Genomic DNA, 15440 nt, shown 5'->3' on the forward strand with positions numbered 1-15440 from the left:
ATCTCCGACGAGATGGTTGTCGTATCGCAGCGGCCTCACCAGTCGCCCGGATACGCGCCCCGGCACGCCCGGTAGCCGTGACCGTCCTTGGAGGAGCCTTGCCCCGCCCCGCCCCCTGGTTCTCCCGCCTCGCCGGTCTGTCCTCGCAGTTCACCACCCCGCCGACCAGCAGCCCGACCACCAGCCCGGCCCTCGGCCCGACGGCGAACCGCACCGGGTCGGACCTGGCCCGACTGCCCCGCGCGGCCTGGCACCGGGTCCGGGCCGAGGCCTTCGGGGCCGAGCCCCGGGGCGAACGGCTGGCCCGGATCCACCGCTCCCCGCAGTTCGCCGACGGCGCCTTCCGCAACCCGCTGCCCACCCGCCGCCTGGTCTACGAGCGCAGCCCGCTGGAGATCACCCGCGCCCAGCTGACCGGGGACAAGACCCGCCGGGCGCCGACCGCCGCCGTACCCGTGCACCGGCTGCTCCCGGTCGACCTCGCCCTGCCGCCGGATTCCGGGCTGCGGCTCACCTGGCTCGGCCACGCCACCGTGCTCGCCGAGATCGGCGGGCGGCGGGTCCTGATCGACCCGGTGTGGGGCGAGCGCTGCTCGCCGTTCGCCTGGACGGGGCCCAAACGGCTGCACCCGATGCCGCTGCCGCTGTCCGAACTCGGGCCGGTGGACGTGGTGGTGATCTCCCACGACCACTACGACCACCTCGACATGGCCACCATCCGCGAGCTGATCGGGACGGACGCGGTGTTCGCCGTCCCGCTCGGCGTCGGCGCGCACCTGGAGCGCTGGGGAGTACCCGCCCGGCGGATCGCCGAACTCGACTGGTGGGAGTCGGTCGAGGTCGCCGGGCTCACCCTCACCGCCACCCCGGCCCGGCACTACTGCAGCCGCGGCCCGCGCACCAGCGCGCTGTTCCTCTGGGCGTCCTGGGTGGTGGCCGGCGGCGGGCACCGGATCTTCCACAGCGGGGACACCGGCTACTTCCCGGGCTTCGCCGAGATCGGCCGCCGGCTCGGGCCGTTCGACGCGACGCTGATGCAGGTCGGCGCGTACAGCGACTTCTGGCCCGAGGTGCACATGACGCCCGAGGAGGGCGTCCGGGCGCACCTGGACCTCGGCGGCGATCTGCTGCTGCCGATCCACTGGTGCACCTTCAACCTGGCGACGCACCCCTGGGAGGAACCCGCCGAACGGGTGGTCACGGCTGCCCAGGCGCTCGGCGCCCGGCTGGCGGTGCCCCGGCCCGGCAAGCCCTTCGAACCGGTCGACCCGCCCGCGCTGCGGCTGTGGTGGCGCGCGGTCGCGGCCACGCCTCGCGGCATCGAGCCGCTGGTCCGGGACCGCAGCGCGGTGCCGGACCGGGAACGGGCGACGGATCTCAGCGAGCAGATCTCAAGATCTGTTCGCTGAAATCCGTCATCTGCTCGCTGTTACCTGCCCGCCGTCACTTGTCCGCCCCCGGCCGCCGGCGGCGGATCAGCGCCCAGGCCCGCTGCTGCACCAGCAGGGTCAGCACCCCGGCCAGCACGATCCCCAGCAGGTTCAGCAGCAACTGCACGCTGGAGCCCGAGAACTGGCGGAATTCCCCGTACCCGAGCGCGACGGTGGCGTTGGCGGCGGCGGGCACCGTGGTCACCGAGATCGCCACTCCGACCATCATCCCGGCCTTCGAGGAGGTCAGCGAGAGCACGCCCGCGATGCCCGCCAGGAAGGCGACCACGAAGGACGTCGCGTCGGGCTGCCAGATGAACGAGGTGTTCGGCCGCGCGGCGGCGAACTTGGCCTCGCTGAACAGCCCGAGCCCGTCCATCAGCAGAGAGAACCCGACGGTCAGCGCCATCGCCACCGCGAAGCCGGTGACCAGCGCGTTCAGCGACCGCAGCGCCGGGCGCAGCCGCCGCTGGACCAGCGCCACGCACAGCCCGGCCAGCGGCCCGAACTCCGGCCCGACCGCCATCGCCCCGACGACCAGGATCGCGCTGTCCAGCACCGCGCCGCACGCGGCCAGCATGGTCGCCACGGTGAGGAAGGCCAGGAACACCCAGGTGAGGGTGGACTCCTCGTGCGTGATCTCGGAGACCGACTCCCAGACCAGCGCGTCGGCCCCCTCCCCCGGGGCCAGCCGCTCGGCCTCGTCGGCGGCCGCCGAGAGGGTCAGCTCGATGCCGGAGACGTCGATCGCCCCGCGCTCGGGCAGGCCGGTCCCGCGCAGCGCCCCCAGGATCTCGTCCGCCGACTCGCGGGCGACGTCGCAGAGCACCACGTCCCCGGCAGGCCGTACGGCCGCACCCGGCAGCACCACGACGTGCGTCACCCCGACCGCGGCGTCCAGGCTGCTGAGCACGGGCTCCCGCAGGTCGGGCGGGACGATCAGGCGCAGGTGCAACACGAGCACTCCGGTGGGACGGGGCGGGCGAAAGTCCCGCCCACCCTAGGCCGTGACCCGACGCCGCCAGCGATCCGCCGTCACCCGGTGGTGCTCCTCGCCCTGCTGGCGGCCGCGGTGTCACCCCGCCAGGACGTCCCGCAGGGCGCGGGCCTCCTTGACCAGGCGGCTCGATCCGCCCTGCTCCGCCGTCGCCGTCACCTCGGCCACCGGCCCCCGGGCGCGGGTGCGCCGGGCGCAGTCCGCCGCGAGGGCGAGCAGGTCGCCGAGGCCCCGGGCGGGCGTGCCCTCGCCGCCCAGCAGGGCCGGCAGCGCGGGCCCGAGCACCGACCAGACCGTGCCGTAGGCGCCCGTCCCGGCGGCGAGGGTGAGCGCCGCCGCGAGCCGGCTGAGCTTCACCGCGCCGCAGTCGACCAGCGCGCCGAGTTCGCGGCCGAGCTGCGCGCCGTCCAGGTCGCCGCGGGCGGCGAGCACCAGCAGGGCGTCGACGGCCGCCGTCCGGTCCTCGGTGTGCCGGGCGCCCAGGCCGTAGGCCAGCGCCAGGTGCAGGGCGAGCCCGGCCGGGCCGCCGGCCTCGGCGAGAGCGGGCAGCAGCCGGCCCGCGTCGCGCTCGTCCCGGTCGGCGCCCGCGGCGAAGTGGTCGAGCCACCGGGCCGCCAGTTCCTCCCGGTGCCAGGGGAGCATCGCGGCCCAGTGCGCCGTGGGCCGCCACGTCCAGCCGCCCACCTTGCGGGCCCGGGCCACGCTCGGCTCGGTGCCCTCCAGCAGCGCCCGGAACTCGGGGGCGAGCCGCTCGCCGTCCGGGCCCTTCGGGCCGGCCCCGATGCCGGGCTGGGCGACGGCCACCCGCCGGACGTCCTCCCACCAGCGGTCCGCGTACTGGTGGCCGTGCTTCGAGCCCCGGCCGGGGGCGAACAGCACCCGCTCGGACGGCTGGTCGGGCAGGCCGCCGGTGCGCAGCCACTGGGCGACCCACCGCCCGGACGGCGAGGTGAGCGCCTCGGCGGCGCGCAGCACCCCGGCGTCGGCGCGGGGGCCGACCCGCAGCAGGGCCGCGCACAGGTCGGCCCGGCCGGGGGTGATGCCCGCCGCCTGGTACCCGGCGAGGCGTTCGACCAACGTGCCGGGGTCGAGCGCCCCGGTGGTGTCGGTCGGGATGGCCAGCAGGTAGGGCGGCCGGTCGGCGGTCACCTGCCAGGCGGCCTCCTCCAGCCGGGCGGCGAGGGCGGTGCCCTGCGCGGTGTTGTTCTGGCCGCGCAGCGGGGAGTGCTTCTTCTTGCCGCCGAGGAAGTCCCAGATCCGGTGCGGCGGTGTCTCGCCGGCCACCGCGGCCGCGACGTGGAGGACGTCCCGGGGCGAGCAGTCGTGCCACCGGCCGACGCCGCTCCACGGGTGGACCCGCCGGACCGGCTCCAGCGCCTCGGCGAGCGCCGCCCGGTTCTGGTGGGCCTGGCGGACCAGGCCGTCCAGCACGCGCTCGAAGACCGCCGGCTCCGGCTCGTCTGCGGCGAGCAGGGCGGACAGCTCCTGCGCGAGTTCGGCCGCCGAGGCGATCGGCGGGCCGATCGGGAGGGGCTGGGGGGCGGGCGGGAGGAGTTCGTTCCACCCGGTGTCCGGGTCGTCGTCGCCGTCGCCACCGACCGGTGCGCCGAACAGTTCGCCGGCGCGCCGGTGGTGGGCGGGGTTCAGCGCCTCGGCGGCGAGCCGCAGTTCGGGCAGGACGGCCTCCCCGGCCGCGCGCAGGTGGCGGGCCACCACGTTCAGCGCCCGCTCCTGGACGGCCTGGTCCGGGTGCCCGAACGCCTCGGCGGCCGCGAGCACCACCGGCCCGGACCGCCCGGGTGCGCGCCGGGCCGCGCGCTCCAGCCAGCCGAGTTGGGAGCGGACGAGCTTCTTCTCGGCCCGGAACAGCACCACCGCGGAGGACTCGACCAGTACCTCGGGTTCGATCAGCCCGGCCTCGTCCAGCCCGGCGAGCACGTCCTGGGCGTGCCCGGCGACCACCGACAGCCCGTCCAGCAGCGGCACCACGTCCCGGACCCGGGCGGCGTACTCCTGCGGTGTCAGGGCGAAGGCCCGCAGCACGTCGAGGAAGAACCGCTGGTCGGCCTGCTTGCCGCCGCGCAGCAGCCGGGCCAGGCAGCGGTCGATCAGGTCGGCCCGGTCGAGGTCGCCGGCGGCGGCGAGTTCGGCGATCGCCTCCGTCAGGGCGTCCCCGGGGCGGGGGCTGAACCGCAGGGACAACCCGCCGCCGATGTCGGCGAGTTCGAACACTCGGGGCAGCAGCACCGGGGTGAACGAGTCGGCCCGCAGCAGCTCGACCAGGGTGGGCCGTGGGCCGCCCCGGCGCTTGCGCTCCACCCACTCGCGGACGAAGGCCTCGCTCTGCGGCACCGCACAGCCGGTGCGGCGCACCACGGCCTCGATCACCGGGTACAGCGGCCAACCCCAGCCCGGCGCCGGCCGGTCGGCGAGCCGGGTGGCCACCTCGATCTGCCACTCCACCGGCTGGGCCGCGACGAGTTGGGCCAACGCGGGGTGGTTGGTCCAGTCGCGCGAGGTGAAGTCGCGGGCGCCGAGCCAGGTGGCGGCGCCGGCCGGGCCGGTGTGGCAGCCGGTGCCGGCCAGCATCAGGGCGCCCTTGGTGGCGAGCGCCTCCTTCGACCACTCCTCGCGCAGTTCCTTGCGCAACGCCTTCAGCGCGGGCAGGCACTTCCGGCGCTGCGTCTGGTCCAGCGCGGCGACCAGCGCCGGTATCTGCGGCATCCGCCCGCCCCGGACGGCGGCGAGCAGGTCCTCGACCGCGGTCGCGCCCTGCCCCGCTTCCGGCGTCCGCACCCCTACCGACTCCTGCACCCCTACCGACTCCTGCACCGCTTCCGACACCTGTGCCACCCCGCTCACGCCTGGATCTCCTTCGCGACCGTCGAAACCCGCTCCCCGGCCGCCCGCCGGGCCGCCTCCCGCACCATCGCGACCGCCAGCGCGTGCTTGCACGGACCGCGCCCGCCGCGGTACTTGGCCCACCAGAGGCAGGTGCAGCCGAGGCGCCCCGCCTCGTCCGTACGCACCCGCTGGATGTGGTCGTCCACCGTGACGACGGCCGTCGTACCGCCCGGCTCCAGCCGCACCGCGCCCGCCGCGACCAGGGCCCGGGCGGCGCGCAGCCGCGGGTTGGCAGCCTCGGCCCGCCCGGCCTCGTACGGGAGCTGGCGGTGGAAGTAGGCGGCCTCGGCGGTGTCGTAGCCGATCTGCCCGGCGGTGCCGAGCCGGGTGAGCGCGGCGCGGACCCGCTCGTGGCTGAGCCCGGACTGCTCGGCCAGGTCGGCGACCTCGACCCGCGGCTCCCAGGCGAGCAGCACCGCGACGAGGTCGGCGTCCTGCTCGGCGGTGCCGGTGGCGAGCGCGCCGAGCACCCCGCCCTCGCCGGAGAAGCCCCGGGAGGCGTCGGGCGAGAGGGTCAGGGTGAGCCGCATGCCGGGCAGGACCACCTCCCACGCCGAGGCGGCCGGGCCGGTGGCGGCGACCGGGCCGTACACCCGCAGGGCGAGCGCGTGCCGCAGCACCCGCTGGAGCGCCACCAGCCGGTCGGGCCCGGGCAGGCAGACCGCGCCGGGCACCGGCCGGGTGGTGGGCCGCAGCGTCCGCCCGGCCGGGACGACCCAGGCGGTGCTGGAGCGGCCGCCGCGCGGCAGCGAGCGCAGGAAGCGGACCGCCTCGGCGGCGGGCAGTTCGGCGCGCAGGTCGAAGCCGGCGGCGACGACCTGGGTCTCGGCGAAGCCGCGCAGCCAGCGCTGCGGCAACGGCACCTTCTTCTCGACCAGCGGCCCGTCGAAGCTGGTGACCTCCAGCGCGTCCGGCCCGACCGCGAGGTGCAGCGGGTCGGTCGGGCCGATCCTGCTCAGCGCCTCCCGCAACGGGTTGTTGACGTCCACGTTGGTGGTGCCGTGGCCGATCTCGTCGCCGTCGAGGCCGGCCTGGAGCACGTCGAGCCGGGCGTAGACGCCGCAGCAACCGGAGAACGACTCGAAGCGCAGCCGGTCCCCGTTGGCGGTGACCACCGGGTCGAGCGAGGCGCGCAGCTGCGGCTGGTAGTACCGCGCGGCGGCGACGTCCGCGACCGCGAGCAGCGCGGCGGCGGCCGGCGCCGGGTCGGCCAGGAAGCCCGCGAAGAAGCGCGGGTTGGCCGCCTCCCCGAGCGGGGTGGCGCCGCCGGAGGTGGCCAGGTCGAGGCGCCGGCCGTCGGCGCCGTCGAGGACGGCGGACGGGCGCAGATAGGCGTACGCGTGTGCGGATTGCGTCATGTCGAACACGCTAGGTGAGGGCACTGACAATCCGTCGGGCCGCGACCACACTGGAACAGGTTCTACCGGACGCCGGAGCCCCCGGGCGTTACCCAGGTCACATCGCGGCGCGGCGGAATTCTGCCACTATGGGCCCGTGACCGACCTGACCGAACAGGAAATCCGGGCCGACCGCCCGGCCGGCTCGTTCGCCGGACTGCTGGAGCTGGAACGACTGGACGAGAACACGTTCCGGGGCCGCTGCCACGCCGGGGCGCCGATGCGCGCCTTCGGCGGACAGGTCGCCGCGCAGGCACTCACCGCCGCCGGCCGCACCTGCGAGGGCCCGCGTGCGGTGCACTCGCTGCACGGCTACTTCCTGCTGCCCGGCGACCCGTCCCAGCCGATCCGCTACGAGGTCGAACGGGTCCGCGAGGGCGTCTCCTACACCACCCGCCGGGTGACGGCGGTGCAGAACCAGAACGCGATCTTCACCCTCTCCGCCTCCTTCAAACGCCCCGAGACCGCGACCGACCGCCACCGCACGATGCCGCCGCTGCCCGGGCCGGAGACCCTGCCGGACGCCTTCTCGCTCTGGGATCCGGCCCTGCGCGCGGCGATCACCGGCACCGGCGGCTTCCGCGACCTCGAACTGCGCTTCGTCCCGCCGGACGCGCCGGGCGTGCCGGCGTCCGTGCCGGGGATGCCGCAGCAGTTCGTCTGGCTGCGCATCGCCTCCCCGCTGCCCGAGGGCGACCCGCTCCTGCACGTCTGCGCGCTCACCTACCTCTCCGACCTCACGCTGGCCTCCACCGCCGGGCTGCACGAGCAGCCGAACTTCTTCCAGCGCACCGAGCCGCCCCGGCTGCTGATCGCCTCGCTCGACCACGCGATGTGGTTCCACCGCCCGTTCCGGGCCGACGAGTGGCTGCTGTTCGCCCAGCGCAGCCCGTCCTCCTCGGACGGCCGGGGGCTGTCGCTCGGCGAGTTCTACGACCGGGACGGGCGGCTGGTCGCCTCCGCCGTGCAGGAGTCGCTGATCCGCCGGCTGCGCTGACCCGGCGCGGGACGGGACGGCATGGGGCGACGCGGGGCGGGGCAGCGCGGGCCCCGGCGGAACGGGCCGGCGGCCCGGACCCCGGCGACGGTGACCGCACGGCGAACGCAAGGGGGCCGGTCGGCGTCATACTCCTGAGCGGCCCCGGCCCGTATCATGGTGCGGGTGACCAAGGTTGACCTGTCACCACGGCCGGTGGAGGCGATGTCTCCGCGCCAGCTCGAACGCCGCGGAAGCCTGATCGCGGCCGCGCTCGCCCTGGTGAACGAGATCGGCGTCGAACGGCTGCAGATGAAACAGGTCTGCGAGCGGTCCGGAGTCGCCCTGGGGACGGCGTACCGCTACTTCTCCTCCAAGGACCACCTCCTGGCCGCGGCGATCGCCGAATGGCACCGCCTGCTGCTGGCCGACCTGGTGGCGGAGCTGCGCGGCCCGCGCGCCGGGCTGGGGGCCACCGACCGGGCGGTCCGCTTCGTCCGCGGCGGGATGCGGGCCTACCAGCGCCAGCCCGAGCTGGCCCGGCTGCGGGTGGCCGTCGCCGCCTCCACCGATCCGTTCGCCAGCGAGACCTTGCAGGGCATGGCCCGGGCCGACAGCACCGCCCTCCAGGCGGTGACGACCGAGGTGCCGGCCGCCGCCAGCGACCTGGTGCGGCACATCGTCGCCCACGCCTGGCAGGGCGAGCTGACCGCCTGGGTGACCGGGCGCACCACCCTCGGCGACGCCCGGCGGCGGCTGGAGGACGTGGTGCGGCTGGTGCTGAACCCGTACGAGACGCCGTACCCGGCGCCGTACGAGGTCCCGTCCGGCGCCCACCGGCCCTGACCCGTCCGACGCGGCAGCCGGCTCAACTCCCCGGTGCCGGACGGCTTCCGCCCGTGGTTCCGGCCCGCCGCGCGCGCCCCGGCCCATCAGCACCCGGCCTGACGGGACGTAAGTCCCCACCCTCCGCCTCCCCGGCGCGCCCTCCCGCCCCTCGCGGCACGAACTGGACATAGTGCGACATGCAGCTTTAATCCGCCGATGTCGCCGAAGCCCACGTCCGCCCCGAGGCAGGAGAGTCCACCCGATGAGCAGCCAGCCGCCGCAGCCCGACCAACGCGCGGAGGAGCCCGACGAACCCGCCGCGACCCTGCCCGCCGACCGGGCGGTGTTCGGGATCAGCGCCGCCCTGGTGCTGGCCGTGGTCGCCTGGGGAGTCTTCGCCGAGGACTCGCTCGGCCGGACCTCCAGCAGCGCGCTCGGCTGGGTCCTGCACAACTTCGGCTGGCTGTTCGTGGTGGCCGCCGACGTCTTCCTCGTCCTCACCGTGCTGCTCGCCTTCAGCCGCTTCGGCCGCATCCGGCTCGGCCGCGACGACGACGAACCCGAGTTCTCCACCCTCGCCTGGGTCGCCATGATGTTCAGCGCCGGCATGGGCATCGGCCTGATGTTCTACGGCGTCGGCGAGCCGCTCCAGCTGTTCGCCACCCCGCAGCCCGGCTCCGGCCTGGAACCGCAGAGCGCGGCCGCCGCCCAGCAGGCCCTGGAGTTCTCGCTGTTCCACTGGACGCTGCATCCGTGGGCGATCTACGCCGTCGGCGGCCTCGCCCTCGCCTACACCACCTTCCGCAAGGGCCGCGGCAACCGCATCTCCGCCGCCTTCGTCCCGCTCATCGGCCAGCGCGGCGCCGACGGCTGGGCCGGGCGCGCGATCGACCTGCTGGCCGTCTTCGCCACCGTCTTCGGCTCCGCCACCAGCCTCGGCCTCGGCGCGCTCCAGGTCGCCGACGGCCTCGGCTACATCACCTCCGTGCGCAACACCCAGAACGCCCAGCTGATCATCATCGGCTCGCTGACCGCCGCCTTCGTGCTCTCCGCCTTCTCCGGCGTCCACAAGGGCGTCAAGTGGCTCTCCACCGCGAACGTCGTCCTGGCCTCGCTGATCATGCTCTTCGTCTTCGTGTTCGGCCCGACGGTGTTCACGCTGGACGCGATCCCCTCCACCGTCGGCGGCTACCTCTCCGACCTGCTCGGCATGTCCACCCAGACCGGGGCCTTCACCGACGAGAGCTGGCTCGGCTCCTGGACGATCTTCTACTGGGCCTGGTGGCTCTCCTGGGCCCCCTTCGTCGGCACCTTCATCGCCCGCATCTCCCGCGGCCGCACCATCCGGCAGTTCCTGCTCGGCGTCCTGCTGGTGCCCAGCGGGGCCACCGTGATCTGGTTCTGCGTGATGGGCGGCACCGCGATCCGGCTGGTCACCACGGGCACGGCCGACCTGGTCGCGACCATCCCGAAGGGCGCGGAGGCCTCGCTGTTCGAGATGCTGCGCTCGCTGCCGCTCGGCTCCGCCACCAGCGTGGTCGCCGTGCTGCTGGTGATGACCTTCTTCATCACCAGCGCCGACTCCGCCTCCCTCGTCCTCGGCTCGCTCTCCAGCCGCGGCTCGCTGCACCCGCGCACCTGGCTCGTGGTCGTCTGGGGCGTGCTGATGGGCGGGGTCGCCGCCGCCCTGCTGCTGGCCGGCGGGCTCACCGCGCTGCAGAACGCGACGATCCTGGTCGCGCTGCCGTTCGTGGTCGTGATGCTGCTGCTCTGCGTGTCCCTGGTGAAGGAGCTCCGCGAGGACCCGGCCGCCGGCCCGTCCCGCCTGCACCCCGTGCACGGCCTGCGCGACGCCGTCCGGGTCGCCGTCGGCGAGGCCCTCGCCGAACGCACACCACGCCGCTGACCAGCGCGTACGCCCCACCCGCGCGGGTGGGGCGTACGCGGCCAACCGACGCCCAACCCCCGCCCGGACTTCACCCGCGCGTACCGACCGTTCACACCACCCTGGAACCCTCCCTGTCATGAACGCCAGCCCTCAGGCGCCCTACCAGGAACCGCGCTTCCCGCTCCCCCGGCGCCACCGCCGGCTCCTCGCCGCCACCGCCGTCCTCGCCTCCATCGCCCTCGGCACCTTCGGCGTCGGCGCCACCGTCGAGACCGTCCAGCACGGCACCCTCGCCGCCACCACGGCCACCGCGAGAAAGTGACCCGCGAGAAAGCGACCGGAGAGAAAGAGACCGACTGACCGTCCGATCCACCCCTTCAGCACCGCCGTCCGCCCCCGGACGCGGTGCTTCCGCCTTTCCGGCGACGGCGGAGCGGCGAGGCGCGACAGCGGAGCTGAGCGGCGAACCGGCCTCAGGCGCGCCGCTGCTCCCGGGCCCCGGCCGGCGCGGGGCGGGAGTGGCGGCCGGTGCCGGGTACGGGGTGGAAGTCCGGGGCGGGGGCGTAGCGGGCGGCGGGCGGGCGCAGGAGCCAGCCCGGGGGGCGGCTGCCGCGGGGGGTGGGGGTGATCAGGCCGAGGTTGTGGAGCAGGTCGAGGGCGTCGCGGCGCAGCGCGGTCCGGTCGGCGAGGTAGTCGCGGCGCCAGCGGGCCGGGAGGCCGTACTCGTCGGCGATGTCGCCGAGGAGGCCGTCTATCAGCGCGTCGGGGATCGGGACGTCGCCGCCGGTGGTGCTCTCGCCGGGCAGCGGGCGGACTTCCTCCACCAGGCGTTCGAGCAGCAGCAGGGCGGCCTGCGGCAGGGGGCCGGCGCCGGGGAAGACGAGGTCGGTGAGCTCGTCGGCCGGGTCGAGCAGGGCGACGCCCTCGGTCCGCAGCTCGGTCTCCAGGCCGAGGAAGTCGGCGAGCGCGGCCGGGCCGCTCAGCCGGTGCTCGTGCAGCCAGGCGCTCCGGTCCTCGGGGAGGTCGGCGTCGAGGACGGCGGGGGTCTCGGCGAGCAGACGGCGCACGGCGGTGGCGGGTTCGGCGTCGGCGGCGCGGCGGATCAGGTCGGCGGCGTCGTCGGCGAGGGCGGGCGGACCGGCCGGGACGGCGCGGGCGAGTTCGCGGTCGACGGTCAGTACGGCGGCCCGGACGGCCGGGTCGGCCGGGTCGGCCGGCAGGTCGCCGAGGACCTGCCAGTCGGCGAGCGCGGCGAGGGCCATCGCTCGGTCGGCCGGGCCGGCGGCGAGGCCCGGCGCCGCGGCGCGCATGGCGTCGAGCAGCCGCCCGCACGGCAGTTGCTCGGGGGCGTCGACCAACAGGGCGAGGGCGAGAGCGAGTTGGGCGTAACCGGCGGGGGTGAACGGGGCGCCGGTCGCGGGGTGTTCGAGGCGGCGGGCGGCGCCGGGGCCGAGGCCGGCCTTGCAGAGCCGGGCGTGCCAGGGGCCGACGACGAGCCGGTAGCCGAGCAGGGCGTCGAAGCGTTCGACGAGCCAGTCGCGGTGACGGCGGATCAGCGGGAAGCCGTCGGCGTGCGGGCCGGAGGCGGTGACCAGCGGGTGGGCGAGCAGCAGCCGGGCGGCGATCCGGCGTTCGGCGGCGGGCAGGTCGACGACGGGAAGGTCGACGACGGGCAGGGCCGGGGCGGAGACGTCCGCGACGGGCAGGGCCGGGGCCGGTATCGGAAGGTCCTGGCCGGAACGATCCTGCGCGCCCGGCACCGGGCGGGTCCGCTCGGGCTTGCGGTGCCTGCCGGGCCTGCCCGGCTTGGCACCTGACCGGACGACGGGCAGCGCGGAGGCGTCCCGCCGGGCGCGGCGCAGACCGCCGACGGGGCGGGGCTCCCGGGAGCGCAGGGCGGCGGTCGCGTGCGCGGTGGGGCCGTGCCACCAGCTGACGTCGGCGTCGGGCGCCGCTTCGGCGGGGGCGCCGAGATGGCGGGCCGGGTAGAGGCCGAAGGAGGCGGCGCACAGGTCGTCGGCGGTGCCGGGGGTGGCGGCGGCGAACCAGTGGGCGAGCCGGAGCAGGCCCGGGTCGGGCGAGAGTGCGGAGGCGGCGCCCGGCTCCGGCGCGGGCCTGGTCGGCGCGGCGTCAGCACGGGGGCCGGACACGGCTTCGGGTGCCGGTCCGGCCGCGGGTTCGCGTACGGCGAGGAGGGCGTCGGTGGTCCTCCGCCCCGTCCCGCCCGTGCGCCCGTCCGGCCTGCCGGTGGCCACCCGGGTGGCGCCGACCGCGTACTCCTGCTGCTCCATGTCGGGGACCAGACTAGACGGTGGCCGGGTCACCCGGTGGCAGCAACCGGCCGTGCGCCGAAGTGACCGGCCGCCCTCCGCTACGCCACCCGCCGGCCCGCACCCGCCGCCGCGCCGTCACCCGCCCCGCACCACCCGGGTTACGCACCGGTAACCCGCTCTTCCGCCGCACCGGCGGGTCGCCTAGGGTTCGTCCCACTCCCCCACCGCCCGACCCCGGAGGTCAGCAGCCGCATGAGCATCCGTACGACCACCCGTGCCGTCCTCGGCGGCCGCCTGCGCTCGGCCGCCGGCCTGCTCGGCGGCTTCGCGGCCGCCTCGGCGACGCACCTGGGCGCGATCGCCTCCGGCGCGTCCGTGCTGCAGAACGCCACCAAGCCGGCCCTGATGCCGCTGCTGGCCGCGCACAGCGTCGCCGCGGCCGCCACCGCCGGGCGGCGGGCGCCGAAGCCGCTGGCCCCGGCACTGCTGCTGAGCGCGGGCGGGGACGTGCTGCTCCAGCTGAAGAACGACACCGCGTTCCTGGCCGGGATGGGCTCGTTCGCGGCGGCGCACGTCTGCTACGTGACGATGTTCGTCCGGCGCGGGGCGCTGACCGACCGTCGGCGGGCCCTGGTGGTGGCGGCCGCGTACGCGACCGCCTGGGTGGCCATGGTCGGGCAGCTCTGGCCGGACCTCGGGGACCTGCGGATCCCGGTGGCCGGCTACAGCCTGCTGCTCGCTTCCACGGCCGTCACCTCGGCCGGGCTGGGCTGGCGGACCGGGCTGGGCGGGGCGCTGTTCCTGCTGTCCGACACGCTGATCGCCACCCAGCTGGCGAAGTGGCGGGAACTGCCGGGGCACCAGTTCTGGATCATGGCGACGTACGTCCTGGCCCAGTACCTGCTGGCCAGCGGCACCCTCCGGCACGAGCACGAGCACGGGCACCGTCAGCTCGAACTCGGGCACGAGAACAAGCACGGGCAGGAAACCGGGCACGGGCCTCAGCAGCAGCGGAAGCCCGCGCCGCAGGCCGGCTGACACGCCTGTGCGCCGTCGGCCCGGTCAGGGTCCGACGGCGCGCGGGGAAAACAGAACGGCGGCGGTGCCCATCAGGCACCGCGCCGCCGCAGCAGCCAGAAGCCTCCGACGCCGCCCGCCACCAGGGCCAGGCCCCCGGCCAGCTCCGCCGGATCGGCCGCGACCGAACCGCCGAGGCCGGTGTTCACGGCGCCGTGCGGGGCGACCTGCTGGCCGCCGGCGCCGGACTGGCCGAGCGAGCCCGCCCACTCGCCGGCCGCCTTGCCCCAGTCGCCGAGGCCTTTCTCGGGACCCTTCTCGGCGCCTTTCTCAGGCCCTTTCTCAGGCCCTTTCTCGGAGCCCTTGTCGGAGCCCCTGTCGGAGCCCCTGTCGGAGCCGGCGACCGGGACGCCGGCGACCGCGACCTTGGTGGAGAACGCCCCGCCGTCCGGGCAGGTGCCGTCGATCCTGTTGTCCCCGGAGTGCTGGCCGGCCAGCCGGGCCGAGCCGCTGTGCTTGCCGTCGGAGCCCAGGGTGAGAGTGGCCGGACCGCCCTCGAACGCGGCGGAGTGGGCGGTGATGGTCTTGGCGTCGGGCTTGTCCGACTTCTCACAGGAGACCGTGAGCTTCACGGTCTGGCCCGGTGCGGCCTGGGGCGGGCTGACCGAGGCCGAGCCGTCCCTGGCGGATGCGAGGGGGGCCGTCAGGCCGGTCAGCACCGTCGCGCCGATCAGGGCGGCGGCGGCCGTACGCATGGGGCGCATGCCGGAACCTCCGGGATTCTCGGGCGCAGCCGGGGGGACTCCGATGTCCACGTGGTCGAACAACTGCACCCGGTTATGCCCGACAGTAGGCAGCCCGCCCGGCCCCGGCCACCGGTCGGGACCGTTCGGGTTACCACCCCTCACCCAGGGTGATTCACAGGTCGAGGTCCACCACGACCGGCGCGTGGTCCGAGGTGCCCTTGCCCTTGCGGGCCTCGCGGTCCACGTAGCTGTCGGTGACGGCGTCCACGAACGGCTTGTTGGCGTAGGTGAGGTCGATCCGCATGCCCCGGTTCTTGGGGAAGGCCAGCTGGCGGTAGTCCCAGTAGGTGTAGGGGCGGTCGTACTTGAGCGGGCGCGGCACCACGTCGTGCAGGCCCACCTCGCCGAGGGCCTCCAGCGCGGCCCGCTCGGCGGGGGTGACGTGGGTGAGGCCCTCGAAGGCGGCGACGTCGTAGACGTCCTCGTCGGCGGGAGCGATGTTGAAGTCCCCGAGGACGGCGAACGGGCGGGGCCCGGCGGCGTCCTCGGTGGCGGCCGTGCGCAGCGCCTGCAGCCACTCCAGCTTGTAGCGGTAGTGGGCGTGGTCGACCTCGCGGCCGTTGGGCACGTAGACCGACCAGACCCGGACCGGGCCGCAGGTGGCGGCGACGGCGCGCGGCTCGACGTCGGGCAGCAGGGCGCCGTCGGCGAGGTAGCCGGGCTGGCCGGGCAGGTCTCGCACGACGTCGTCCAGGCCGATCCGGGAGACGATCGCGACGCCGTTCCACCGGCCGGTGCCGTGGGCCGCGGTCTCGTACCCGAGGGCGCGCACCTCCTCGTACGGGAAGGCGTCGGCCGCGCACTTGAGCTCCTGGAGGCAGAGCACGTCGGGCTTGGCGCTCTCCAGCCACTCCAGGAGCTTGGGCAGCCGCGCGGTGACGGAGTTGATGTTCCAGGTGGCGATGCGGACGGTCACGGCGGGCG

At 75.6% G+C, this 15440-nt stretch carries 12 protein-coding genes; 6 read left to right on the forward strand and 6 right to left on the reverse strand.

Annotation, left to right across the window (positions count from 1 at the left end; translation table 11 throughout):
• The first annotated feature begins 224 nt into the window (after nucleotides 1-224).
• Nucleotides 225-1409, forward strand: coding sequence for an MBL fold metallo-hydrolase (locus ACIO9K_RS00665; protein WP_400326609.1), 1185 nt, complete (start codon nucleotides 225-227; stop codon nucleotides 1407-1409).
• Between the two features lie 34 nt (nucleotides 1410-1443).
• Here the strand turns inward: ACIO9K_RS00665 and ACIO9K_RS00670 are convergent, their stop codons facing one another.
• From ACIO9K_RS00670 to ACIO9K_RS00680, 3 genes are all read right to left on the reverse strand, one after another.
• Entirely contained in the window at nucleotides 1444-2388 is a 945-nt protein-coding gene (locus tag ACIO9K_RS00670) for a DUF389 domain-containing protein (protein ID WP_400325641.1), read from the reverse strand.
• A 117-nt stretch (nucleotides 2389-2505) separates the two neighbouring features.
• The gene (locus tag ACIO9K_RS00675; protein WP_400325644.1) at nucleotides 2506-5289 is read right to left on the reverse strand and encodes a DUF6493 family protein; all 2784 of its coding nucleotides are present in this window, start codon (nucleotides 5287-5289) and stop codon (nucleotides 2506-2508) included.
• The gene (locus ACIO9K_RS00680) at nucleotides 5286-6689 is read right to left on the reverse strand and encodes an SWIM zinc finger family protein (RefSeq protein ID WP_400325647.1); all 1404 of its coding nucleotides are present in this window, start codon (nucleotides 6687-6689) and stop codon (nucleotides 5286-5288) included. The genes ACIO9K_RS00675 and ACIO9K_RS00680 overlap by 4 nt, the downstream gene beginning before the upstream one ends.
• 136 nt (nucleotides 6690-6825) lie before the next feature.
• Between ACIO9K_RS00680 and ACIO9K_RS00685 the strand changes: the two genes are divergently transcribed.
• The 4 genes from ACIO9K_RS00685 (at nucleotide 6826) to ACIO9K_RS00700 (ending at nucleotide 10742) form a co-directional block, all read left to right on the forward strand.
• Nucleotides 6826-7725 (forward strand): acyl-CoA thioesterase II, encoded by a 900-nt coding sequence (locus tag ACIO9K_RS00685; RefSeq protein ID WP_363616798.1) that lies wholly within the window; start codon nucleotides 6826-6828, stop codon nucleotides 7723-7725.
• Between the two features lie 165 nt (nucleotides 7726-7890).
• Complete coding sequence (locus ACIO9K_RS00690) at nucleotides 7891-8550, forward strand: TetR/AcrR family transcriptional regulator (protein ID WP_350875391.1); 660 nt, start codon at nucleotides 7891-7893, stop codon at nucleotides 8548-8550.
• 244 nt (nucleotides 8551-8794) lie between these two features.
• Nucleotides 8795-10438 carry a BCCT family transporter gene (locus ACIO9K_RS00695; RefSeq protein ID WP_363579201.1) on the forward strand — a complete coding sequence of 548 codons (1644 nt, stop codon included), beginning with the start codon at nucleotides 8795-8797 and terminating at the stop codon, nucleotides 10436-10438.
• Nucleotides 10439-10556: 118 nt separating this feature from the next.
• A complete protein-coding gene (locus ACIO9K_RS00700; protein ID WP_350875387.1) occupies nucleotides 10557-10742 on the forward strand; it encodes a hypothetical protein in 186 nt (61 codons plus the stop codon).
• Nucleotides 10743-10893: 151 nt separating this feature from the next.
• Here ACIO9K_RS00700 and ACIO9K_RS00705 read toward each other — a convergent pair whose 3' ends face one another.
• On the reverse strand, nucleotides 10894-12711 hold the full coding sequence (locus ACIO9K_RS00705; RefSeq protein ID WP_400325652.1) for a DUF2398 family protein: 1818 nt from the start codon (nucleotides 12709-12711) through the stop codon (nucleotides 10894-10896).
• Nucleotides 12712-12945: 234 nt separating this feature from the next.
• Between ACIO9K_RS00705 and ACIO9K_RS00710 the strand changes: the two genes are divergently transcribed.
• The gene (locus tag ACIO9K_RS00710) at nucleotides 12946-13731 is read left to right on the forward strand and encodes a lysoplasmalogenase (RefSeq protein WP_400325655.1); all 786 of its coding nucleotides are present in this window, start codon (nucleotides 12946-12948) and stop codon (nucleotides 13729-13731) included.
• A gap of 71 nt (nucleotides 13732-13802) precedes the next feature.
• Here the strand turns inward: ACIO9K_RS00710 and ACIO9K_RS00715 are convergent, their stop codons facing one another.
• Together ACIO9K_RS00715 and ACIO9K_RS00720 are read right to left on the reverse strand one after the other, a co-directional pair.
• On the reverse strand, nucleotides 13803-14474 hold the full coding sequence (locus ACIO9K_RS00715) for a hypothetical protein (protein ID WP_400325658.1): 672 nt from the start codon (nucleotides 14472-14474) through the stop codon (nucleotides 13803-13805).
• A 154-nt stretch (nucleotides 14475-14628) separates the two neighbouring features.
• On the reverse strand, nucleotides 14629-15432 hold the full coding sequence (locus ACIO9K_RS00720; protein ID WP_363616790.1) for an exodeoxyribonuclease III: 804 nt from the start codon (nucleotides 15430-15432) through the stop codon (nucleotides 14629-14631).
• Nucleotides 15433-15440 lie beyond the last annotated feature (8 nt).

The organism is Kitasatospora sp. NPDC087271, from assembly GCF_044744605.1.
Classification (GTDB): domain Bacteria; phylum Actinomycetota; class Actinomycetes; order Streptomycetales; family Streptomycetaceae; genus Kitasatospora.